Origin of the sequence: Flexithrix dorotheae DSM 6795, from assembly GCF_000379765.1 — a bacterium.
In the GTDB taxonomy this organism is placed as follows: Bacteria; Bacteroidota; Bacteroidia; order Cytophagales; family Flammeovirgaceae; genus Flexithrix; species Flexithrix dorotheae.
This window is the reverse complement of the sequence record NZ_KB903476.1, coordinates 469,798-491,184: the sequence shown is the minus strand read 5'-3', so window position 1 is coordinate 491,184 and position 21,387 is coordinate 469,798. Positions and strand designations below refer to the sequence as shown.

General features: G+C 36.2%; 15 protein-coding genes. 9 read left to right on the top strand and 6 right to left on the bottom strand.

All coding sequences use genetic code 11. The features are described from left to right. Positions 1 to 6 precede the first annotated feature (6 nt). A complete protein-coding gene (locus A3EM_RS0132645; RefSeq protein WP_026210723.1) occupies positions 7 to 1,350 on the bottom strand; it encodes a tetratricopeptide repeat protein in 1,344 nt (447 codons plus the stop codon). 274 nt (positions 1,351 to 1,624) lie between these two features. After that, positions 1,625 to 3,349: a M61 family metallopeptidase gene (locus A3EM_RS0132640; RefSeq protein WP_020532473.1), complete on the bottom strand. Its 1,725-nt coding sequence runs from the start codon at positions 3,347 to 3,349 to the stop codon at positions 1,625 to 1,627. Positions 3,350 to 3,750: 401 nt separating this feature from the next. Here A3EM_RS0132640 and A3EM_RS0132635 point away from each other — a divergent pair, with 401 nt between their 5' ends. Then, positions 3,751 to 4,920: a glycosyltransferase family 4 protein gene (locus tag A3EM_RS0132635; protein ID WP_020532472.1), complete on the top strand. Its 1,170-nt coding sequence runs from the start codon at positions 3,751 to 3,753 to the stop codon at positions 4,918 to 4,920. 49 nt (positions 4,921 to 4,969) lie between these two features. Here A3EM_RS0132635 and A3EM_RS0132630 read toward each other — a convergent pair whose 3' ends face one another. Both A3EM_RS0132630 and pgl read right to left on the bottom strand, forming a co-directional pair. Next, positions 4,970 to 5,404 carry a UPF0158 family protein gene (locus A3EM_RS0132630; RefSeq protein ID WP_157638197.1) on the bottom strand — a complete coding sequence of 145 codons (435 nt, stop codon included), beginning with the start codon at positions 5,402 to 5,404 and terminating at the stop codon, positions 4,970 to 4,972. Positions 5,405 to 5,539: 135 nt separating this feature from the next. Continuing rightward, on the bottom strand, positions 5,540 to 6,262 hold the full coding sequence (gene pgl, locus A3EM_RS0132625) for a 6-phosphogluconolactonase (protein ID WP_026210721.1): 723 nt from the start codon (positions 6,260 to 6,262) through the stop codon (positions 5,540 to 5,542). A gap of 242 nt (positions 6,263 to 6,504) precedes the next feature. Here pgl and A3EM_RS0132620 point away from each other — a divergent pair, with 242 nt between their 5' ends. The 7 genes from A3EM_RS0132620 to A3EM_RS0132585 all read left to right on the top strand — a co-directional run bounded on the left by A3EM_RS0132620 (position 6,505) and on the right by A3EM_RS0132585 (position 16,689). Next, positions 6,505 to 7,878, top strand: a complete 1,374-nt coding sequence (locus tag A3EM_RS0132620; protein ID WP_020532469.1) for a tetratricopeptide repeat protein — start codon at positions 6,505 to 6,507, stop codon at positions 7,876 to 7,878. A 315-nt stretch (positions 7,879 to 8,193) separates the two neighbouring features. Beyond that, the gene (locus A3EM_RS0132610) at positions 8,194 to 11,478 is read left to right on the top strand and encodes an amidohydrolase family protein (protein ID WP_020532468.1); all 3,285 of its coding nucleotides are present in this window, start codon (positions 8,194 to 8,196) and stop codon (positions 11,476 to 11,478) included. A 229-nt stretch (positions 11,479 to 11,707) separates the two neighbouring features. Then, a complete protein-coding gene (gene lipA / locus A3EM_RS0132605; RefSeq protein WP_026210720.1) occupies positions 11,708 to 12,589 on the top strand; it encodes a lipoyl synthase in 882 nt (293 codons plus the stop codon). Between the two features lie 18 nt (positions 12,590 to 12,607). Beyond that, on the top strand, positions 12,608 to 12,847 hold the full coding sequence (locus A3EM_RS0132600; RefSeq protein WP_020532466.1) for a cytochrome b5 domain-containing protein: 240 nt from the start codon (positions 12,608 to 12,610) through the stop codon (positions 12,845 to 12,847). A gap of 105 nt (positions 12,848 to 12,952) precedes the next feature. After that, the gene (gene hflX / locus A3EM_RS0132595) at positions 12,953 to 14,176 is read left to right on the top strand and encodes a GTPase HflX (RefSeq protein WP_020532465.1); all 1,224 of its coding nucleotides are present in this window, start codon (positions 12,953 to 12,955) and stop codon (positions 14,174 to 14,176) included. Positions 14,177 to 14,275: 99 nt separating this feature from the next. Further along, the gene (locus A3EM_RS0132590) at positions 14,276 to 14,869 is read left to right on the top strand and encodes a hypothetical protein (protein ID WP_020532464.1); all 594 of its coding nucleotides are present in this window, start codon (positions 14,276 to 14,278) and stop codon (positions 14,867 to 14,869) included. A 146-nt stretch (positions 14,870 to 15,015) separates the two neighbouring features. Then, positions 15,016 to 16,689 carry an alanine/glycine:cation symporter family protein gene (locus tag A3EM_RS0132585; protein WP_020532463.1) on the top strand — a complete coding sequence of 558 codons (1,674 nt, stop codon included), beginning with the start codon at positions 15,016 to 15,018 and terminating at the stop codon, positions 16,687 to 16,689. 57 nt (positions 16,690 to 16,746) lie between these two features. On the opposite strand, the gene A3EM_RS46530 is transcribed toward A3EM_RS0132585, so the two are convergent. Then, positions 16,747 to 17,880 carry a M15 family metallopeptidase gene (locus A3EM_RS46530; RefSeq protein ID WP_020532462.1) on the bottom strand — a complete coding sequence of 378 codons (1,134 nt, stop codon included), beginning with the start codon at positions 17,878 to 17,880 and terminating at the stop codon, positions 16,747 to 16,749. Positions 17,881 to 18,260: 380 nt separating this feature from the next. Continuing rightward, the gene (locus tag A3EM_RS0132570; protein ID WP_020532461.1) at positions 18,261 to 19,457 is read right to left on the bottom strand and encodes a murein hydrolase activator EnvC family protein; all 1,197 of its coding nucleotides are present in this window, start codon (positions 19,455 to 19,457) and stop codon (positions 18,261 to 18,263) included. Positions 19,458 to 19,799: 342 nt separating this feature from the next. Here A3EM_RS0132570 and hisB point away from each other — a divergent pair, with 342 nt between their 5' ends. Then, a complete protein-coding gene (gene hisB / locus A3EM_RS0132560; protein ID WP_020532459.1) occupies positions 19,800 to 20,894 on the top strand; it encodes a bifunctional histidinol-phosphatase/imidazoleglycerol-phosphate dehydratase HisB in 1,095 nt (364 codons plus the stop codon). Positions 20,895 to 21,387 lie beyond the last annotated feature (493 nt).

Genomic DNA, 21,387 nt, shown 5'->3' with positions numbered 1-21,387 from the left:
TAATAATTAATCTTGGGCAATCACTTTTTTGGGAGCTGGTGGTAATTTCTCTAATTCATACTGAGAAACATTTCCAAATGGGCCTTTATTAGATTTTTTAAAAGCTTCCCTTGCTTTTTCTGTTTGTCCAACCGATCCGTACATTATTCCCGATGAAAAATTATAAGTTACAATTTCCAATGGAGTAAGATTCGCATCTTTTACCAATTGCTCTAATATAATAAGACCTTCTTCAGTTTTGCCCTTTTTGTGAAGTGCCATACTTTTCATGAGCAAAATATTCCTTGCATTGATGGTTTTAGACAAACACTCATCTGCTAGCTTTATGGCTTCATCATATTTTTCAGAACCAAGCAGCAATTCAATCACCGTATCATAAAGCCTCACTGCTTTTTGAGGGTCATCTTGTCCGTTTATGGCTTTTTTATAAAGGGTGATGGCTTTCTCTGGATGATGCTCACTTTTGATAGAAATTTCAGCAAGTAATTGATTTGAGTCCGGGTGATCAGCATCAATTTCCAGTGCAGTATTTAGCATTTCTACTGCAGCCTTAAAATCATAAATATTCACATAACTACTGGCCAGGTTTTGATAATACCCGGGAGTAAGTTTTAAAATTTGTAACTTAAATGGACCAAAGTTGGCTTTTTCGAAGGCTGCTTCGCTCTTATCAAATTGTCTTAATTTATGATAGGCAAAGCCAAGTTCGTAATAAAACTTAGCAGTGATTTTCGGATCATTACTGGCAATCGTACTGGTAGCAGATTCCATATTGTTTTTGGCTATCTCATAGTTCCCCAGTTCGTTATTAACCAAAGCATCATAGTATAAAGCATCTAAATTGGTTTTATCTTTTGAAAGGGCAGCCTTCGTTTGGGTTTGAGCAGATTTAAAGTCCTTTTTATCAATATAAATTTGGGCAAGTTTTATCCTGTAATTAATTACTTCTTTTGGATCTTTTTCTACTTCCACCACTCTAGTCAGGGATTTTTCGAGCATTTCATCATTTTTCTCAATGGAATATACTTTGATCAATGCTTTATGAGCTCCTAAAAACTTTGGAGCCAGATTTATGGTTTTTTCAAATGACTCAGCTGCTTTTTCAGTATTTTTCAAGGCCATGTAAGTCATTCCTTTTGCAAAATGCACTTTTGAAACGGTATCACTAATTGCCAATGCAAAGTCATATTCTGAAATAGCTTTTTCGTATTGCCTTGATTTTCTCCATTTTTCCCCATTATTAAAAAATGCATCAATGGCTTCATCAGTTGTTTTTTCAGTGTCCTGAGCAAATACCAAATTGCCTAAGCATATGCAGAAGAAAGCAGCAATTGTAATGGTTTTCATCATAATAAAATTCTAGTTTGGTTAAATAAGTAGAAAGACCAAATGTCTAGGAAAGAGCTTGTCCTTTTATTGAATTTTAGTATGAAACTCAAAGAGTGAAACAAGGCTCGTTAAAAAAATACTTATTATTTATTCTATCTAATATATAATGGCTTATAATTAGGTTTATGATAAATAATTGAAGTTTTATTTAATTTATGTTCCTGTATTTTTACTACTTAATATTACCCCACTGAAAATAAGGGACTTATGCCTTAAAAGGAAGGGCTGCCTACCGTTACCTACCCATCCACTTTTTAAGGTTTTCCAGCTGATCTGATGTGCTTTTTTCATTTGGTTTTATCAGGTACTTCTTAAAGTAAGTTGTATTTTGTTTTTTCTCTAAACCAATCGTTTGCAGCACATTGTTTCTAAAAACTGAGACAACCAGGGTATTTTTTCCAGCACATATTAAATCAATATTTTCCTCAACTGCTTTCTTGTAGTCTATTGCAATTATTTCATCATTTAAAAAAAGTTTACCTTCAGCGGGCGATTCAGGAGCAATCTGGCTAATAAATATTTTTCCATTTATCGTATTGCATTTTATTCCAAAAAATCCAGCCAGGGGAGAATCGTTTGTTTCAGTTTGAAGCGTTAGTCCAAATTCTACTAGTAATTTAAGTAGATTTTCTTCGATTTGCACAACATCATAGATATAATCTTGAAAAAATGAGGAAAAGTTTTGTTGGGAAACCTGATTGACAGTCTGAAGGATGTCATCAGTGGCATAGCCTTTACCATTTGATCCAAACTTTTCCCAAAGTAATGCCATTACATCGTCAAGGCTTTTTTGATGATTTGAATTGATTCGTAATGTAAGATCCAGCATTAAAGCAACCAGGGCCCCTTTTATGTAAATGGAAACTTTCCGATCGGGAATTCCTTTTGAATATCCATCGAGCCACAAGTCGAAAGAAGAATCGGCAAGTGAAAGGTTCAATCGGCCGTAGTTTTCAAAATGCCTTTTTAATAATTTATTTAGTTCTTTTAAGTATAATTCCTGAGTAAATACGCCCGATCTTTTGAGCATTAAATCACCGTAGTAAGTGGTAATACCTTCTGCTACATAGCCTGTATCAAAGTAGTTTTCTTGGGAGTAATCATATTGTTGCATTTCTTTTGGCCGAATTCTACAAACATTCCAGGCATGAAATAATTCATGTGAACTTACCCCCAAAAAGTCCAGATACAAATCATTAGACAGTTTTGCTTGAAGCATTTCAGAAGGGCCAAGGGTAATTACTGTAGAATTCGCATGTTCTACTCCATGATAATGACGGTAAGGTAATATTTGGAAAAGAAAGTGATAATCAGTTGTTGGCAAATTTCCGAAAATTTCAAATTGACTATGGGTGAATTTTTTGAAATCATTTAAAATCACATCCCAGTCTGGTGTCCAATTTCCCTGAATCCAAATATGAAATTTTATCCCATTATATTCATAAAAGTTGTGCTGTAGGTTTGCGCTTGCAATTAGAGGGGAATCAAATAATTCAAAATAGTTTTTAGCCAATAGCAGATTTTTTTTCGGCTGTGTTAAGCTACTTGCAATTTCGTAATTAGTAGGAAGGTTTAATTCCATCTGGTAAGTTTTATCTTCTTCTCCTGGAATAAAAAATGCACAATTTACCCAGTTGATATAAAGTTGTTCATCATCCAGCCAGCTTCCCCCAGCATCCATCTGATTTGCAAAATATTGATATTTTACCTTGATCTGCTCCTGCCCTTCACATAAAATTTTCCATTTATCTTTTGTGATTTTCTGAAATTTAAGTGGAGAACCGTCAGCCCCAAAGGCAGAAAACCCTCTTATATTTTTAGCAAAGTTTTGAAGCTCATACCTTCCTGGTCGCCAGGCTGGTAATTGAAGCTTGATGTATTGTTGATTTTTTTTATCAATTAGTAATTCGAAATCAATAAAATGACTTAATGGATTTTTTATAGAGATTTTATACTTCATGTTTTATTGAGTTTTCGCTCTTTATTCAGCTGAGAATGTTTCTATTAACTATTTAGCTTTCTGGTAAAAAATACCGGTTATACTTTTTTCAATTGTAAAGGAAAATTAATATTGGGCGATTTGCCTATTTATACAGAAAGGATTATTACATACTGAAAATTCCAGACCGCAAAAAGCAAAGCAAAAATGAAACAAGTAAATTGACTCATTTCATGAATTAATAGTATTATTAGAAGTTTTGTAAAAGATTAGATTATTCCTTCCTACCACAAAGATATTTTTTTCATTGAAATAGCTATAAATCTTACCAGTCACCCCGGCAATATAAATAATTTTAAAAAGTTAGGTATTTAGTTCAAAAAGGGAGAGTTAACTAAATTTTTTTAATCAAACATTTCCGAATGAATATAGGGATTACAATTAACAGTGCCTGGAATATCTACAATTTTAGAAAAGGAATTATTCTGGACTTATTAAAAAACAACCATAAAGTAATTGCCATAGGCCCTGATGATGGATACGCAGACAAATTGAAAGAATTAGGTTGTGATTTTTGGGAAGTGAAAATGGAGAATAAGGGTTCTAACCCTCTTCATGATTTAAAATTATCCTACGATTTATATAAAGTATATTCGAAAGCCAGGCTTGATGTTGTTTTACATTATACCATTAAGCCGAATATATATGGTACTATTGCCGCCTACCTAAAGGGGATTCCTTCAATTAATAATGTGACTGGTTTGGGGACAGTATTTTTGCATAACAATCTTACTTCCTTTGTAGCAAAAACCCTATACAAAGTGGCCTTTATGTTTCCTCAAAAGATTTTTTTCCAAAACCACGATGACAGGGACTTATTTCTGGGGAAAAAATTGGTAAAGAAATCAGTTACGGATGTAATTCCCGGTTCGGGAGTAAATATCGATTATTTTTCAAGTAAAAATCGGGGAAAAAATAAAGAATTTACATTTCTATTGATTGCCAGAATACTTTATGATAAAGGTATTGTAGAATATATCAATGCCATTAAGATTTTAAGAAAAAAAGGTATTAATGCTAAATTTCAATTGCTTGGTGCCTTTGATCATAATTCCTCTTTAGGGATAAATAAGGTAATGGTAGATCATTGGGAAGGAGAAGGATATATTGAATATTTAGGTAAAACAGCTGATGTTCGACCTTATATTGATAAGGCAGATTGTGTAGTGCTACCCTCATATAGAGAAGGTACGCCAAGATCACTATTGGAAGCCGCAAGCCATGGAAAACCTATGGTAGCAACTGATGTGCCCGGGTGTAGGGAAATCGTAAAGGATAATTATAATGGTTATTTATGTGAGGTGAAAAATGCTGAAGATTTAGCAGATAAAATGCTGAAAATGATAAACCTGGAAGAAAGTGAAAGAATCAAACTAGGTAACAACAGCAGACATTTGGCCGTCACCAAGTTTGATGAAAGGTTTATTATCAATAAATATAAAAGTGCAATTTCCTATTGCTTAGGAAAGGAAATTGCCACAGAATACCATAAACCAGATTTAAGTGCATTGCTTCCTCAGGGGAGTAATTAAATTTTGTTAAGGGTTAAAAAAAGCCTTCCATTATGCTGGAAGGCTTTTTTTATTGAAACAATATAAAATTTTTCTTAACCCACTCTTTTGCCATTTGTTTGCAAATCCTATTCTTAAAATTATACCATTCATTCCATAAATCGGTATCTTCCAGAGCGTACCGGAATTGCCTGAACGGATTAGGCCGGTTAAGTGCTGAAATTAGTCTTTCCAATTGGGTAGGATTTCTAACCTGTTCGGTAAATCCTTCCATTGCAGCATAATCGTCTCTGGAAGTTGGAGTTTCTATTTCTATGTACTGATTTGGATTTTCCTTTATTTTCCGGATAATGTCTTCATATAAATCCGAATCGGCATAAGCTAGATTATCATCATCAGGGAAATATTCTAAATCCCAGGTGTTCTTATTTAAAAAATAGCGAAAGCCTCCAATTTCAAAAGCATGCTCTACGTGTTTTACTAGTTCTTCTTTTTTCTTCATCATTCTCATATTTAAAGTAGCGTAGTATAGAAAGAATCCTCTATCTTTAGTTATTAATTTAATATAAATCTAAATGAAAAACAATACTAAATATAAGAGATGAATTTGAAGAAATGGCAAAATGAATGTTAAAAAATTTTATCCATTTAATTTAGAAGCCGATCCTTCATCCAAATACCATATCAATTTCCCATGCTCAGGCCTGATCAGTTGAGTTGGAAGCTTTTCCGGCTGGTATTCGCCTTCTAAAACTTGTTGTAAAGTTGCTGCTTTGCCCTCTCCAAAAACCAAAAATACAATCTTATCAGCCTGATTGATTAATGGTGCGGTTAAAGTAATCCGATCAGTTTTTTGTTCCTCGTTGTAAGAAGTGCTAACCAACCTATCTTTTTCCTGTAAAACATCAGTTCCCGGAAATAAAGAAGCAGTATGGGCATCGGCTCCCATTCCAAGGAATATCAGGTCAAATACTGGCTTCCCATCAGGAAAATAAGTGTGAATTATCGCTTCATAGGCTTTTGCAGATTCTTCCAATGGCAAGGCAGTATCCATTATATGAATATTTTCTTTTATTGCAGGAACATGATTAAGGAATACCTCGTGCGCGACCCTGGCATTATTCAAGTCACTTTCATAAGGAACATGTCTTTCGTCTCCCCAGAAAAAATGTACTTTTCCCCATTCTACCTGATTTACATAAGGCTCCTGAGTTAATAGGGCATACATTTCATTCGGAGAGCTTCCACCGGTGAGTGCTACAATAAACTTTCCGTTTTCCTCAATTGATTCTTTTGCACTATCTACAAAAAGTTGAGCCGCATCAATACTTAATTCTTTCTTCGATTTGAAAACCTTAATCATAATTATATTTAATTGTTTCTGGGGATTAAAATCAAAAGCAAAATTAAAATATAACTTCTTAGAAAAAATGAAGTGTACTAATTTTTCAGATTTAAAGATACTTTTAATAGCTGGTATCCCACCACTCATATTTACCGGTGATCCGGGAATTTTTGCCTTTATAAATTTTCCGAAAACCTAAGTAAGGCCAAATCGTTTTGAGACTAATTGGATTTTTTGCTATAAGCTAATATTTCAGCAACATGAATAAGATTTTAAAAAAAATACAATTGCTTTTAATAGGTATTATTCTGGTATCAACTCCTGGTTTTAGTCAGCAGAGTATCCATGATTCTGCAAAGAATTGTGATGAGGATGGGTATTGTTGGGGAGAAAACAGAGAGGATTCCCGGAGACAATATACCATGTACAGCGATTATTATAGTTTCGGGGAGGAATATTGGAAAGAAGGTGAACCCCACCTAGACTGGTTAATTACCAATGTCCCATACCTGAACCAGTCCATTTATATTAATGGGTATAAGATTTATGACCATTTAATTAAAGAAGAAAAGGACGAGTCAAAAAAAGCAGAATATCAGGATAAGCTATTGGCCCTTCTGGATAATAGAATGATTTATTTTGGGGAAGAAGAAGGCGTTTTGCAAAGAAAGGGTATGAAGGCATATCCGTTTTTGGTAAAAAGAGGAAGTGGACATTACGAGGAATTGTTTCAGTTGTACTCCAGTATATTGTCCAAAAGTGGTGAAGGGACCAATAGAGCAAATCTTTTGTATTTGATGTCCACGGTGAAAATAAATTTTAAAACGGGGAAAATTGGAGAAAAGGAAGTTTTAGGAATTTACGATAAAATTTCAGCTGTCATTTCTGCAAATCTGGAAAAAACAGAGGGTGATGAAAACCAAAAGTGGGAAGAAACCGAAAATAAGGTTGATCAAATGTTATCTTCAATTATTCAATTTGATTGTGAAACCTTACAGTCAAAATTTGGAGCTGATATTGCCGAGGGAAATCTGAGTCTTGTCCAATCAAAAAAGCTGCTCAAGTACTTGATGCAGGCCAAATGTTTTGACGATGAACTATTCCTTGTTGCTGCTCAAAATGTTTATCAAAAAGAGCCTTCACCCGGGATTGCCAGTACTTTAAGTAAGAAATATTTTGCTCAGAAAGATTATAAAGCATCTCTTTATTGGTATGATGAAGCAATAAAGCAAAGTGAAGGAGATGAATTGAAGTCAGGCGAATTTTATTTAGAAAAGGCACGGGTATTGGCTGTTGTTGGAAAATATACAGAAGCCAGGGAATATTCCCAAAAAGCAGTTTTATTTAATCCTTCCTTGCTTTCAGATGCTTATTTACTTATTGGTGATCTGTATATGAATTCTGGGAATTATTGCGAGGAAAAAAATCCAGTGCAACAGAGAACAATTTATCTGGCAGCATTTGATGCTTATGAAAAAGCGGGCAATAGTGAAAAAATGCAATTTGCCGAGGCTCAGTTTCCTTCCATTCAGGAAATTTTTTCCCATGGATTTAAGGAAGGTAATAAAATTGAAATTGGTTGCTGGATAGGCGGGACTACTATCATAAGAAGAAGACCATCTGAAAATCAATAAAACCTATTATTTCAAAAGTTTAGTGTTTTCCTAAAACTGTTGCTTTCCTGAGGCAGCAGTTTTTTTTGTATCCTGACAAAATCTATATGCAAAAACAGGCTTTAAGCCTTCCATGTAATTGTGATTGCGTCATATTAGTAAAAATTCAGTATTTTGGCGCTCAAAATATATTACTCAACAGAAAATGGTTTGGGAAAAAGTCAGTTGTTTGCTACTTGGTTTCATATACTAACAATTTGATATCTCCTAAAAACCAAAAATGTGATCCGATAAATCGATGGTCCGACAAATCGGTTCACAATAACTAATAATCACATGCTTAGAACAATAACAACAATTTTAGCAATTTTACAGATTGTCAGTTTCCTTCATGGACAGGAAAAAAAGGATGACAAAAAGTGGGATGTAAATGATCCTACGGGAAATTATAAAGAAATCTCATTCTCCACTGATGAAGGAACATGGATGAATCTTGATATTAGTCCGGATGGGCAAAGTATTGTTTTTGATCTTCTGGGGGATATTTATATAATGCCTTTTAATGGTGGTGAAGCAAAGGTTCTGAGAGAGGGGCATGCGTTCGAAATCCAGCCAAAATTTAGTCCGGATGGTAAACAAATCTCATTTACCAGTGATGCAGGCGGAGGAGATAATATCTGGATAATGGATGTGGATGGTTCTAATGCCAAACAAATTACCAAAGAAGATTTTCGGTTACTAAATAATGCCGACTGGTCACCTGATGGTCAGTATTTTGTAGCCCGAAAACACTTCACCTCTGGCCGCTCACTTGGAGCAGGGGAAATGTGGCTTTATCATATCTCAGGAGGTTCAGGAGTTCAACTGACAAAGAAAAAAAATGAGCAGCAGGATGCAGGGCAACCTGTGTTTTCTCCAGACGGAAGGTACATCTATTTTAGTGAAGACATGTATCCAGGTGGATTTTTTCAATACAATAAAGACCCGAACAGTAGAATTTATACCATAAAAAGGTATGACAGGGAGGAAGGTAAACTTGAAAACATAACAGGTGGTCCGGGAGGGGCTTTAGGGCCACAGATTTCCAACAATGGAAAAATCATGGCTTTTGTGAAAAGGGTGAGAACCAAAACTGTGCTTTATCTGCATGACCTTGAAAGTGGAGAAGAATGGCCCTTGTATGATAATTTAAGTAAAGATCAACAGGAAGCCTGGGCGATTTTTGGGCCTTATACCAATTATAGCTGGACACCCGATGATTCCCACATTGTGATATGGGCAATGGGTAAAATATGGAAAATTGAAGTAGCCACAGGAAAAGCTGTAGAAATACCATTTAAGGTGAATTCAACACACAAAATTGTAGATGCGCTCAGGTTTAAACAGGATGTTTCCCCAGAAAAATTCACTTCCAAAATGATCAGAAATGCGGTCACTTCTCCGGATGGGAAAATATTGGTATTCAATGCTGTGGGTTATTTATGGAAAAAGTCATTGCCGGACGGTAAGCCTGAAAGAATTACTGCGGGAAATGACTTTGAGTTTGAACCTGCATTCTCCCCCGATGGAAATAAATTAGCTTATGTAACCTGGAATGATGAAAACCTTGGAACAATCCAATTACTGGATTGGAAAAGCAAAAAGGCAAATCCTGTGAAAATTACGAGTGAAAAAGGTATTTACAGGACTCCTCAATTTTCCCCCGATGGGAAGCAATTAGTTTTTCAAAAAGAAAATGGCAATAATGCCCAGGGTTATGACTTTACCAAAAATCCGGGAATTTACACCATTTCTGTAAATGGAAGTGAAATGAAGAAAGTAACTGATGGGGGGCAATTCCCACGTTTCAGTGCTGATGGAAAAAGGATATTTTACCAGACGGGAGGCTATTTCTTTGGCAATGTGGACAAAGAATATAAAAGTGTAAACTTGGCCGGGTTTGATGAAAAGACGCATTATAAGGGGAATTATGTCAATCAGATAGTGCCCAGCCCTGATAACAAATGGGTGGCATTTATTGAACTTTATAAGGTTTATATTGCCCCAATGAACTTAAATGGGAAACCATTTGACTTAAATTCCAAAACAAAAGCTGTTCCGGTGAGTAATGTAGCCAAAGATGCCGGGATTAACCTGCATTGGTCAGCAGATAGTAAAAAACTACACTGGACATTAGGTGAAGCATATTTTTCCCAGGAAATTACCCAAAGATTTACCTTTCTGGAAGGCTCACCAGATAGTATTCCTCCAATTGATACAGTTGGAGTAAGTATAGGACTGGAGCTAAAAACTGATGTTCCTGATGGAATAATTGTTTTCACTGGAGCAAAAATTATTACCATGAAAGGGGAGGAAGTAATTGAAGATGGGGTGGTAATAGTGGAGCAAAATAAAATTGTGGCAGTTGGTAAATCTGGTGAGGTTGACATTCCCTCAACGGCAAAAGTGATTGATGTAAAAGGCAAGGTCATCATGCCGGGAATAGTGGATGTTCATGCACATATGGGCACTTTCAGGTATGGGTTGAGTCCGCAAAAACAATGGTCCTATTTTGCTAATCTTGCTTATGGAGTGACCACTACCCACGATCCTTCCTCTAATACCGAAATGGTTTTTTCTCAGTCGGAAATGGTGAAGGCTGGGAATATGGTTGGTCCGAGAATTTATTCTACCGGAATTATTTTATATGGAGCGGATGGCGATTTCAAAGCTGTGGTTAATAATTATGAAGATGCTTATTCGGCAATTAAAAGGACCAAAGCCTATGGTGCTTTTTCGGTGAAAAGTTATAACCAGCCCAGAAGAGACCAAAGACAGCAAATCATTAAGGCATCAAGAGAACAGGAAGTAATGGTAGTGCCAGAAGGTGGCTCAACTTTTTACCATAATATGACCATGATTTTGGATGGCCATACCGGGATAGAGCATAATATTCCCGTTTATCCTGTTTATAAGGATATAAAAGAACTCTGGTCCAACAGTCAGACTGGCTATACGCCAACATTGGTCGTGAATTACGGAAGTGTTTCAGGAGAATATTACTGGTATCAGCATACGAATGTCTGGGAGAAAGAACGTTTATTGAAATTTACCCCAAGAGCAGTAATTGATCCAAGGTCAAGACACCGAACGATGATTCCCGAAGAAGAATATGAAATGGGACATATCTTAAGTTCCAAAACCTGCAAAACTTTGACTGATGAAGGAGTAAAGGTAAATCTTGGGGCGCACGGACAGCTTCAGGGGCTTGGGGCACACTGGGAGTTGTGGATGTTGGCTCAGGGCGGAATGACCAATATAGAAGCACTGACCGCTGCTACTATGAATGGTGCGCATTACATCGGCATGGAGCATGCTATCGGTTCCATTGAAGTGGGTAAACTTGCCGACCTTATTGTTTTGGATAAAGATCCGCTGGAAAATATTCGAAATACGGAATTTGTAAAATATACCATGGTGAATGGAAGGTTGTATGATGCGGAAACCATGAATGAGATTGGAAATTACGATCGAAAAAGGACGAAATTTTATTGGGAAAACAGTAAATCAAGCCAAAACTTTGCGTGGCACTATAGAACAAGGTCTTTTTCATTACCCCATTGTGGCTGTGGAGTTCACTAAAACAAGCCAAGCATGCTGCTTGACCCGATTATTCATTACTGGTAAAAAATGGTACAAGAGATCGATCTCCCTTGTGCTTTTGTTTTTTTTAAAATAAAGACTGAATAATTCCCCACCAGAAATGAAACAACCCTAAGATTTTAAAAGACACGGGAATAAACTATTTTTGCAGGCAGGTGTTGTTAGAGGAATAAAAACATCACCACTTGTAGAAAAAAAGAAAGACATCATGATAGAGCTACCAGTTATTTCAAAAGATCAACCAGAGAGAAAAAAGAAACCGAACTGGCTAAGGGTAAAACTACCAGTCGGACCTGAGTTTAAGAAGGTAAGGAGTCTGGTGGATCAGTATAAATTACATACTATTTGTGAAAGTGGAAATTGCCCGAATATGGGAGAGTGTTGGGGAGCGGGAACAGCTACTTTTATGATTTTGGGAAATGTGTGTACCAGAGGATGTTCTTTTTGTGCTGTGGCAACGGGAAGACCAACTGAGTACGATACTGATGAACCAAAGCGTGTAGCAGAGGCGATTAAACTGATGAAAGTAAAACATGCTGTGCTTACTTCAGTGAACAGGGATGAATTGAAGGACAGAGGAGCAGAGATCTGGTATCAGACCGTAGTGGAAATAAAGAAAATTAGTCCAGAAACGACTATAGAAACCCTGATTCCTGATGTTCGGGGAAATTGGGATGCACTTTACAGAATGATAGAAGCCGGACAGGAAGTAGTTTCTCATAACATGGAAACAGTGGAAAGCTTGTACAGAACTGTAAGGCCACAAGGGAAATATGCCAGAAGTCTGGAGCAAATAAGGAGAATTAAGGAATTTGGGAAAAGAACCAAAACAGGAGCCATGCTGGGTTTAGGGGAAACTGATGAGGAAGTATTCAAATTAATGGATGATTTGGTAGAACAGGGATTGGATATTTTAACTTTAGGTCAATACCTGCAACCTACCAAAATGCACCTTGAAGTGGAAGAATTTATTCACCCTGATAAATTTGAATTCTTTAAGGAAGAAGGTTTAAAAAGAGGTTTGAAATATGTAGAATCAGGTCCTTTGGTGAGGTCTTCTTACCATGCTGAGCGACATGTAAATGTTTAATTAGCCTGGTTTGGTTTTATGAATGAAGATTTACCGGTTTTTACCAAAAATCAACTGGCTTTAAGAAACGGGAACGACAAAGCCGAAATCTGGGTGGCCTTTCAGGGGAAAATTTATGATGTAAAAAAATCCAGACTTTGGAAAAACGGAAAGCATTATGAACACTGGGCTGGTCAGGATTTAACAGAAGAATTGGCCGATGCCCCTCACAATGCCAATGTATTCGATAAGTTTGATGTCGTTGGCATTTTGAAATAATAGTTGAACCACTGTAAAGTAAGTGATTGGACTGAAATAACAACCTTTTAATTTGTTTCCCTGAGTGGAACTCAGGTACTTATTATTTATTTATAGCGAGATAATTTGAAGAAGGAATTTCAATATTCGAAGGAAAAGGAGAATCAGGCTGCAAAAGCAGTGTTGGTAGCGGTGTCCACTGACAATCAGCCACCACACAAAATGCATGAGTATCTGGATGAATTGGAGTTTTTAGCCAAAACACTTGGGGTGGAAACTGTAAAAACATTTACTCAAAAACTGGAAAAACCAGATCCCAGAACTTTTGTGGGAAAGGGAAAACTGGAAGAAATAGCGGCTTATGTAAAGGCATTTGAAATTGATATGATCATTTTCGATGATGACCTTTCCTCTGCGCACGTGAAAAATCTGGACAGGGCCATTAAAGATTGTATGGTCATTGACCGAAGTTTATTAATCCTGCAAATTTTTACCAAGAGAGCACAAACTGCCCAGGCAAGAACTCAGGTAGAATTGGCACAATATCAATACATGTTACCAAGGTTAACCAACCTTTGGACACACCACTCCCGACAAAAAGGGGGTATTGGTATGAGAGGCCCGGGTGAAACAGAACTGGAAACGGATAAAAGGATTATTCGGGATAAAATTACCCTTCTGAAAAAGAAGCTGGCAAAAATTGACAAGCAAAGTGCAGTAAGAAGAAAATCTAGGGACAGATCGGTGCGGGTGGCGCTTGTTGGCTATACCAATGTGGGTAAATCAACCATTATGAGGGCTTTGGCGAAGGCTGATGTTTTTGCAGAAAACAAGCTTTTTGCCACAGTGGACTCTACAGTTCGTAAAATTGTGCTCAATAATATTCCCTTCCTGCTTACGGATACGGTAGGTTTTATCAGGAAATTACCCACCACACTTATTGAAAGTTTTAAGTCTACTTTGGATGAGATTGTAGAAGCGGATTTGCTACTTCATGTGGTAGATATTTCCCACGATTCATTTGAGGAGCACATTGAAGTGGTGAATAAAACCCTGATGGAAATTAATGCGCAGGATAAGCCTACTTTAATGATTTTCAATAAAATTGATCTCTTTAAAAATAAGGAATATCCGCCATTCGAAGAGCATCCGCCAGCCACTTTAGCAGAAGTGGAAGAACATTATATTGCCAAAAATATAGATGCCATTTTCATCTCTGCGGCTAAAAAAGAAAACTTTGATACTCTGCGAAAAGAGATCTTCAAAAAGGTCTCGGATGAATATTATAAAATTTTTCCAAACCATCAGAAATTCGATTACAACCAGCTTTGGTTGAATGAAGAAGAGTAATTAGACCATAGAATTATCAGGAATTTACATAATCGATGTAAATTCCTTTTTTTTGATATGAAAATAGATATTGTTTATTCTTTTTTTTAACAGGATGTCTTGACAGGAAAATTGATCAGAAGAGTCAAACTAATTACTGTATTTGCTATAATATCCACAATTAACTGGGGGTGTAGTGATTATCTTCCCTTTTGTCTTTTATCCAAGGATTGTGGTCAATTTCCAGCGTATTATATTTCTGATCCTCAGACTGTAAATAATGGATATAAGATCTCATTTGAAGATAGTATTCAATTAAAAGTCAAGACTTTTCTGTTTTATAATACTTATTTCCAAAAACCAGTCACCACAATAAATCTTACTGTTTTTAATAAAAACGCTCAAGACCTTAAGTTTTTTCCAAAAAAATTAAAATTAGTCTCGAACTATTTAGAATATAATGATTATCATATCCGTGGGTATGGTTTAAATGATTTGCCTATTGTTATATCACCAAATAAAAATACAAGTGTAACTTTGGTTGTATACGCAAAAGAAACTGGATTGACCTATAAAGAATTTAAAGAGCAGGTTTTGAAGAACGATGAACTAATAATGCATAATTTAATTTTTGAGAAGACGCAGGAATTCGTTAAACTCCCAGTAATTAAACTTTGTCCTATTAATAAATGTAGAAAACGAGATCTGAACTAAATTTTCTGCCACCGGTTTTCTTTGCTTCAATAAAACGGTTTTTTAACCTTTTATCCCGTCCTGAATTCATAAAATCAATTATTCTGCTAAATTTACTGCCTGAATTAAATTCCATTCAGGATAAACTAACAATACATTAAAACTCTATGCAAGAACTTAACGATATTCTGGCCCAGATTGACGGGTATATAGGTGGAAGCACCTGGTTTATTTTCTGTCTTTTGGGGACAGGTCTTTTCTTTACCCTCTATCTTAAATTTCCTCAAATTCGCTATTTCCGCCATGCCCTTAGGGTAGTGAGTGGGAAATATGATAAAGCTGATGATTCGGGAGATACTTCCCACTTTCAGGCATTGGCTACTGCACTTTCCGGAACTGTTGGTACTGGAAACATTGCAGGTGTAGCCTTGGCTATCCACCTGGGCGGACCAGCAGCTTTATTCTGGATGTTGGTAACTGCTTTTTTGGGTATGACCACTAAGTTTGTGGAGGTGACCCTATCCCACAAATACAGGGAAAAAGATGATGAAGGTAAAATAGCAGGTGGGCCTATGTACTTCATGAAAAATAAATTAAACATGAAATGGATGGCAGTCATTTTTGCCATTGCTACGGTGCTATCTGCATTCGGAACCGGAAGTTTGCCTCAAATCAATAGTATTTCAAATTCCATCTTCGCCACATTTGGCATAGATCATATCATAACGGGGGCTGTGCTTGCCGTTATCCTTGGGTTTGTAATTATTGGAGGAATAAAAAGGATTGCCCGGGTAACGGAAAAATTGGTTCCGGGGATGGCTATTGTCTATTTTATAGGGGCTCTGGGGGTAATTTTTTATAATATAGAAAACATTGTTCCTTCCTTTATTTCCATTTTTGCAGATATTTTTTCCGGAACTGCAGCAACAGGTGGATTTTTAGGAGCCACTATGGCATTTGCCATCAACAGAGGGGTGAACAGAGGATTATTCTCTAATGAAGCAGGACAAGGTTCAGCACCAATTGCCCACGCTGCAGCAAGAGCACACGAGCCGGTTTCAGAAGGAGTAGTAGCAATTTTAGAACCCTTTATAGATACTATAGTGATATGTACAATCACCGGCTTGGTATTACTTTCTTCTGGTGTTTGGAATGAAAAGCATGAAAACCAGTTCCAATATGCGGATATCACGGTTTTTGAGAAAGTATATGATGAAAATAATAAAACTGATAAAGAAATTCTTTCCAAGTACCTTACCCAGGGTGGTGTAGTGGCTTTATACACTGGTGATTTAATCGTAGAAAATGGCAAAATTACCAATGAACTGACCATTATGCACGCCAGATCTGTGGCTGAGGATATGGAAGTATTTGATGCGGAGGGGGCAAAGTTCAGCGGTAATATCTCCGTAACCAATGGTGCGCTGGACCAAACCAATTCAGTGGTAATCAATGGAAAATCATTAATCCATAGTGCTCCTTTGACTGCAGAAGCATTTAAACGAAGCTTTTTTGGTGATTTTGGGCAATATATTGTATCAATTGGATTGCTTTTATTTGCTTTTTCCACAGCCATTTCCTGGTCCTATTATGGCGATAGAGCCATTACATTTTTGGTAGGAGTAAAGGGAATTATTTACTTCAGAATAGTGTACGTAATTGGGTTTTTCCTTGCTTCATTTGTAGACACCACCATAATTTGGACACTTTCAGGCATTACCATTGCCTTAATGACCCTGCCAAACCTTTTGGGAATTGTGCTGCTGCATAAAGACATGAAACAAACCGTAAAAGACTACTGGCTTGAATTTAACAGAGAATGGCCTAAGGACGAAAAATAGTCTTCTAAAGTATTATTAAAAAAGGACTGGGGTTTTCAATTCCAGTCCTTTTTTAATTTAAGCCAACCCTAGTTTTCTTGCTTTTTGCACCGCATCATATCTTTTTTTCCATTTTTCAGGATCTTTATTTAGATGATCGTCAATATGAACAGGATCGGATTTTCTAAAATCTCCTCCCCACCTCAATTCCGGGTCGTTTCGTATTTCTTCAATAAATTGGGCAATTTGCGAGGGCAGGCGCTTTCCCAGGCATTTGGAATTACAAAGTTTTGAATAAGTGGGACCATATTTAATATTCATATCTATACCGTGCCCGGCCATATGATTGGACATTCTGGCCGGAGTAACAATTGCTCCGGGCACTTCAATGGAAGTTCTGAAAGAACTGGTAATCAAAATTTTAATATCGTGCTTTGCGGCATAAGCATTTATCCTTTTTAGTGCAGGGACAAATTCAACATCGCAGGTGATTTTCTTCCCAACGAAATGAGTGTCAGAATAAGTAACCAAAGCAGAAGTTGGCATTGGTGGAGCCTCTTCAGGTTGCCTGTTTTGATTGGGCTTATTGTTAATGGAGAGTTCCAAAGATTTCCGGGTGATCTTCCAGTCCCTTCCATAATACTTGGAAAATTCACTTACAATTTTCTTACACATCCTTTTCGTAAGGTATTCTCCTTTGGACTTAATTTTTCGGTGAACAGCAAATTGTAAAACTGCTTTTGTGGTTCCTTTGCCGTAAATACCATCATTTTGGTAAGTTTCCCAATTGAGCTCCTTTCCATAGCCCATGGCATTTAATAAAGTTTGCAAACCGGCAACTTCATTTTTGTATTTACTTCCTCTTCTGTATCTTTTTTTATAATTCCCATTATAAATATCACTGTTCAATTGCTGTACTTCATCCAGAATATCATATAATTTTATGATGACCCCGGCAATTTCTTCCGAAACAATATCACCATTGCTAATGATATTATTTCGTTTGCTCAAATCTTTAATGGCACTTGCTGTTAATCTTCCATAATCGCCATCTGCATGATAAACATCCCATTTTAATTTTTTCCCAAATCCCATTTCATACAAAATGGTTTGCAATTCCTGAATTTCCGGTTTTGAGCCAGAGCCTTTTCTGAGGATTTCTTTAATAGTTTTCTTTTCCAATAAATCGACAATATAAAAATGACCATCCATAGTACATGAAGTGATAAGAAGGGAATGATAAAAGAAAAAATAGCTTGTAAATAAATTCTTATTTACAGCTTGTTATTGATTTCTCAAATTAGAAATAAAATTCGATTATTAAAGGACTTACGCTAAATTTTTCAACCTTTAAATAGATAATACAGGTTATTCATTGAATTAGTAATCCAAAATTAATTGTGTATTATTTTTCCTCGGAAATAATAGTTCCCGGTGTGGAGCACCCGGTGTGGAGTACCCGGTGTGGAGCACTGGTGCTTAAAGTTTTTGAAAAAACAAAATAACTAAAAATGGAAGGAGTGGATTATTCTTTAAAAAGGGAGTTATTGAAATTGAAAACTAAACCTGAAGAAAATAAAAAAGGCTCATAATTAATGAGCCAGCCATAATTCAGGATCTAACCTGTTTTGATTGTGCCAGATCTGAAATTGCAATTCGGGGATTTTGCTTTGATTGGAAACTACTTTGGCTAATGCCGTTTTTCGTTTTACATACTGACCCACCCGAACGGAAACATTTTTCACATTCGCATAAACTGTATAGTAATCTCCGTGTTGTAAAGTCACTACGTAGTTGAGGCCTACTACCTTGTTTACAGCCGCCACCTTTCCATCGAACACGGCCCTGACTTCTTCTGATTCACTGGTAACGATATCTACTCCCAGGTTTTCCACCCAGATTTTTTCCAAAACCGGATGTGGTTGTTTCCCAAACCTTTCGGCAATAAAACCTTTCTTCACCGGCCAGATCAAATTGGACCTGTTTAACTGGAAGCTATCTGATACAATTTGAGCTTCCGGAGTTAGCTTAAACAAATCGGAACCCATTTCCCCTGTGGAAATCTTTTTGAGATCGTTGGCGATAATTTCCGCCAACAAAGTATTCAGATTATTAAAGTTTTCTTTTTCCTTTTCAATTTCGGTTTTTAAGTCTTCCTCTTTAGTAACAACTTGGGAAAAAAGTGTTTTTTGTTCTTTCCTCAGTGCTAAAAGCTTATTCTTTTGTCTCTTTTCAGTTTGGAGCAATACCATCCTGTCTTCCTTTCTTTCCTGAAGAAATATTTTTTTCTTTTCCAGCATGTCTTTCACCTGAATAATCTGATTCATCTGATATTTACGGGTGTCCTGGTATTGCTCAAAATAATTGAGTCTGGAAAGGAATTGGTTCATAGTCTTGCTGGCCAGTAAAAATGAAAGTTTCTGGTAGCCTTCCTGCTGATTCATTTTGGAAGAAGAGTAAAGCATTTTGGAGTATTCCTTCTTCAGGTCTTCCAAATCTTTTTGAAGCGCTTCAAGAATATCATTAGTTTCAATTACATCTTCCTCAATCATGGCCAGCTCTGTATTAATATTTTTAATTAAGGACATATTCTGATGAATCTGCGAATTTAGAATCCTTAATTTCCCCTGATGGCTTAACCTTTCCTTTGAAGTTTTTTTTAAGATATCGTTGGTAGATTCTATCTTAATCAACAGCGCAAGTCTTTCTTTCTCTAAGTTTTCTTTAGATTGCTGGGCTAATGACGAAAAAGCAATTAATAAAAAATATAATGTTGAAAATAACCTCATCTTTTGCAAAAACTAATTTATTCCACTGGCAAATTCACCTTTAATTAAGGTAAAATGCCTGTATTGTTTATTCAGGTCTTTCAGATGGTTTAATTGCTTTTGTGTTACTTTTTTAAATTGGCTGCCAATTATTGATAACAAGTGTTTGGTATCTTTGCAAAGCAACCGGCTTGGTTTGTAACTTTGTAACTAAAATTTGCAAGCGCAAAGATCAATCATATTTTTTTAAATTGCATTAAAAAAAGAAAAATGGTTGCTGCACTGTCAAATCTTATTATTATAACATGAATTAACACTCATTAATTATTGAGGAGATTCAGAATATTTCAAAATTAAAAGATCGTGAAAAAAGTATTGTTTATCGACCGGGACGGAACTATAATTAATGAACCGCCAGAAGATTTCCAGGTAGATTCACTGGAAAAGCTTGAATTTATTCCAAAAGTAATCACCAACCTGCATAAAATTGCCCGGGAGCTTGATTATGAATTAGTGATGGTAACCAATCAGGATGGTCTGGGAACCGATTCATTTCCTGAAGATACATTTTGGCCTGCCCATAACAAAATGCTTAAAACTTTGGAAGGAGAGGGAATTGTGTTCGATGATATGTTGATAGACAAAACATTTGAGCATGAAAATGCACCTACCAGAAAACCCGGAACAGGCATGATGACCAAATACATGTCTGAAGATTATGACCTTGCGAACTCCTTTGTAATTGGAGACAGGGCATCTGATATTCAGTTGGCTGAAAATCTTGGAGCAAAAGGAATTTTCATTTCCAATGAAGAAAATGAAAATGCAGCCTTAAGCACTACTGATTGGGACGAAATTTATGAATTTTTAAAACTTCCTCCCAGAAAAGCTGCAGTAAGCCGGGTTACTTCAGAAACCAATATCCAGATAGAATTGAACCTGGATGGTAAGGGAAAATCCAGCCTATCTACAGGAATCGGTTTTTTTGATCATATGCTGGAGCAAATTGCCAGACATACCGGAGCCGATCTTTCTATTCAGGTAAAGGGAGATTTACATATCGATGAGCACCATACTATTGAAGATACCGCCTTGGCTTTGGGAGAAGCATTTTTAAATGCTCTGGGAGATAAAAAGGGAATTTCCAGATACGGATTTTTACTTCCAATGGATGAGGCACTTGCTCAGGTTGCCATTGATTTTTCCGGTAGAAACTGGCTGGTTTGGGACGCAGAGTTCAAAAGAGAAAAAGTTGGGGAAATGCCTACAGAAATGTTTTACCATTTTTTTAAATCATTTTCAGATACTGCAAAATGCAACCTAAATATAAAGGTAGAAGGGGAAAATGAACACCACAAAATTGAAGCGATTTTCAAAGGATTTGCCAAAGCCATAAAAATGGCTATAAAGCGTGATCCCAACGATAATCAAATTCCGAGCACCAAAGGAAGTTTGTAGGTATTCAGGTTTGGGTTTAATAAAAATTGCTTATTAAATCCATTCCCATTATTCATTAAAAATTAATATTTGGGGATTTGTAGATTTCGATAAAAAATGCTTACTTGCACAACTGTGAAAACTAAAAACCCATATAATTATATTTACTTAATAAAAAATATGATTATTCTTATTTTAAAAAACTAATTATTATCCAAATTTTTTGCTAGTGGGACCAGAATCAAAAAAATGAGCATATGAAACGCTTTTAACTAGCTCATTCCCACATTGTTAAGCTATAATATAATTGTTGACAAGATATAAGTATTACTTTCTTCCAGTTTTACTCCTTTAATAAACTAATTTACCAGCATATCAGGACTGTTTTTAGGTAAGAACCATGTTCTGCTCCGGATAATTTAATTGAGTAACTTTACCTCAATTTCAATCTGTAGTGGTGTTTTAAGGGGTTGTTTTTTCTATCCAACCGGTTTATTACCTTAAATACAGTATT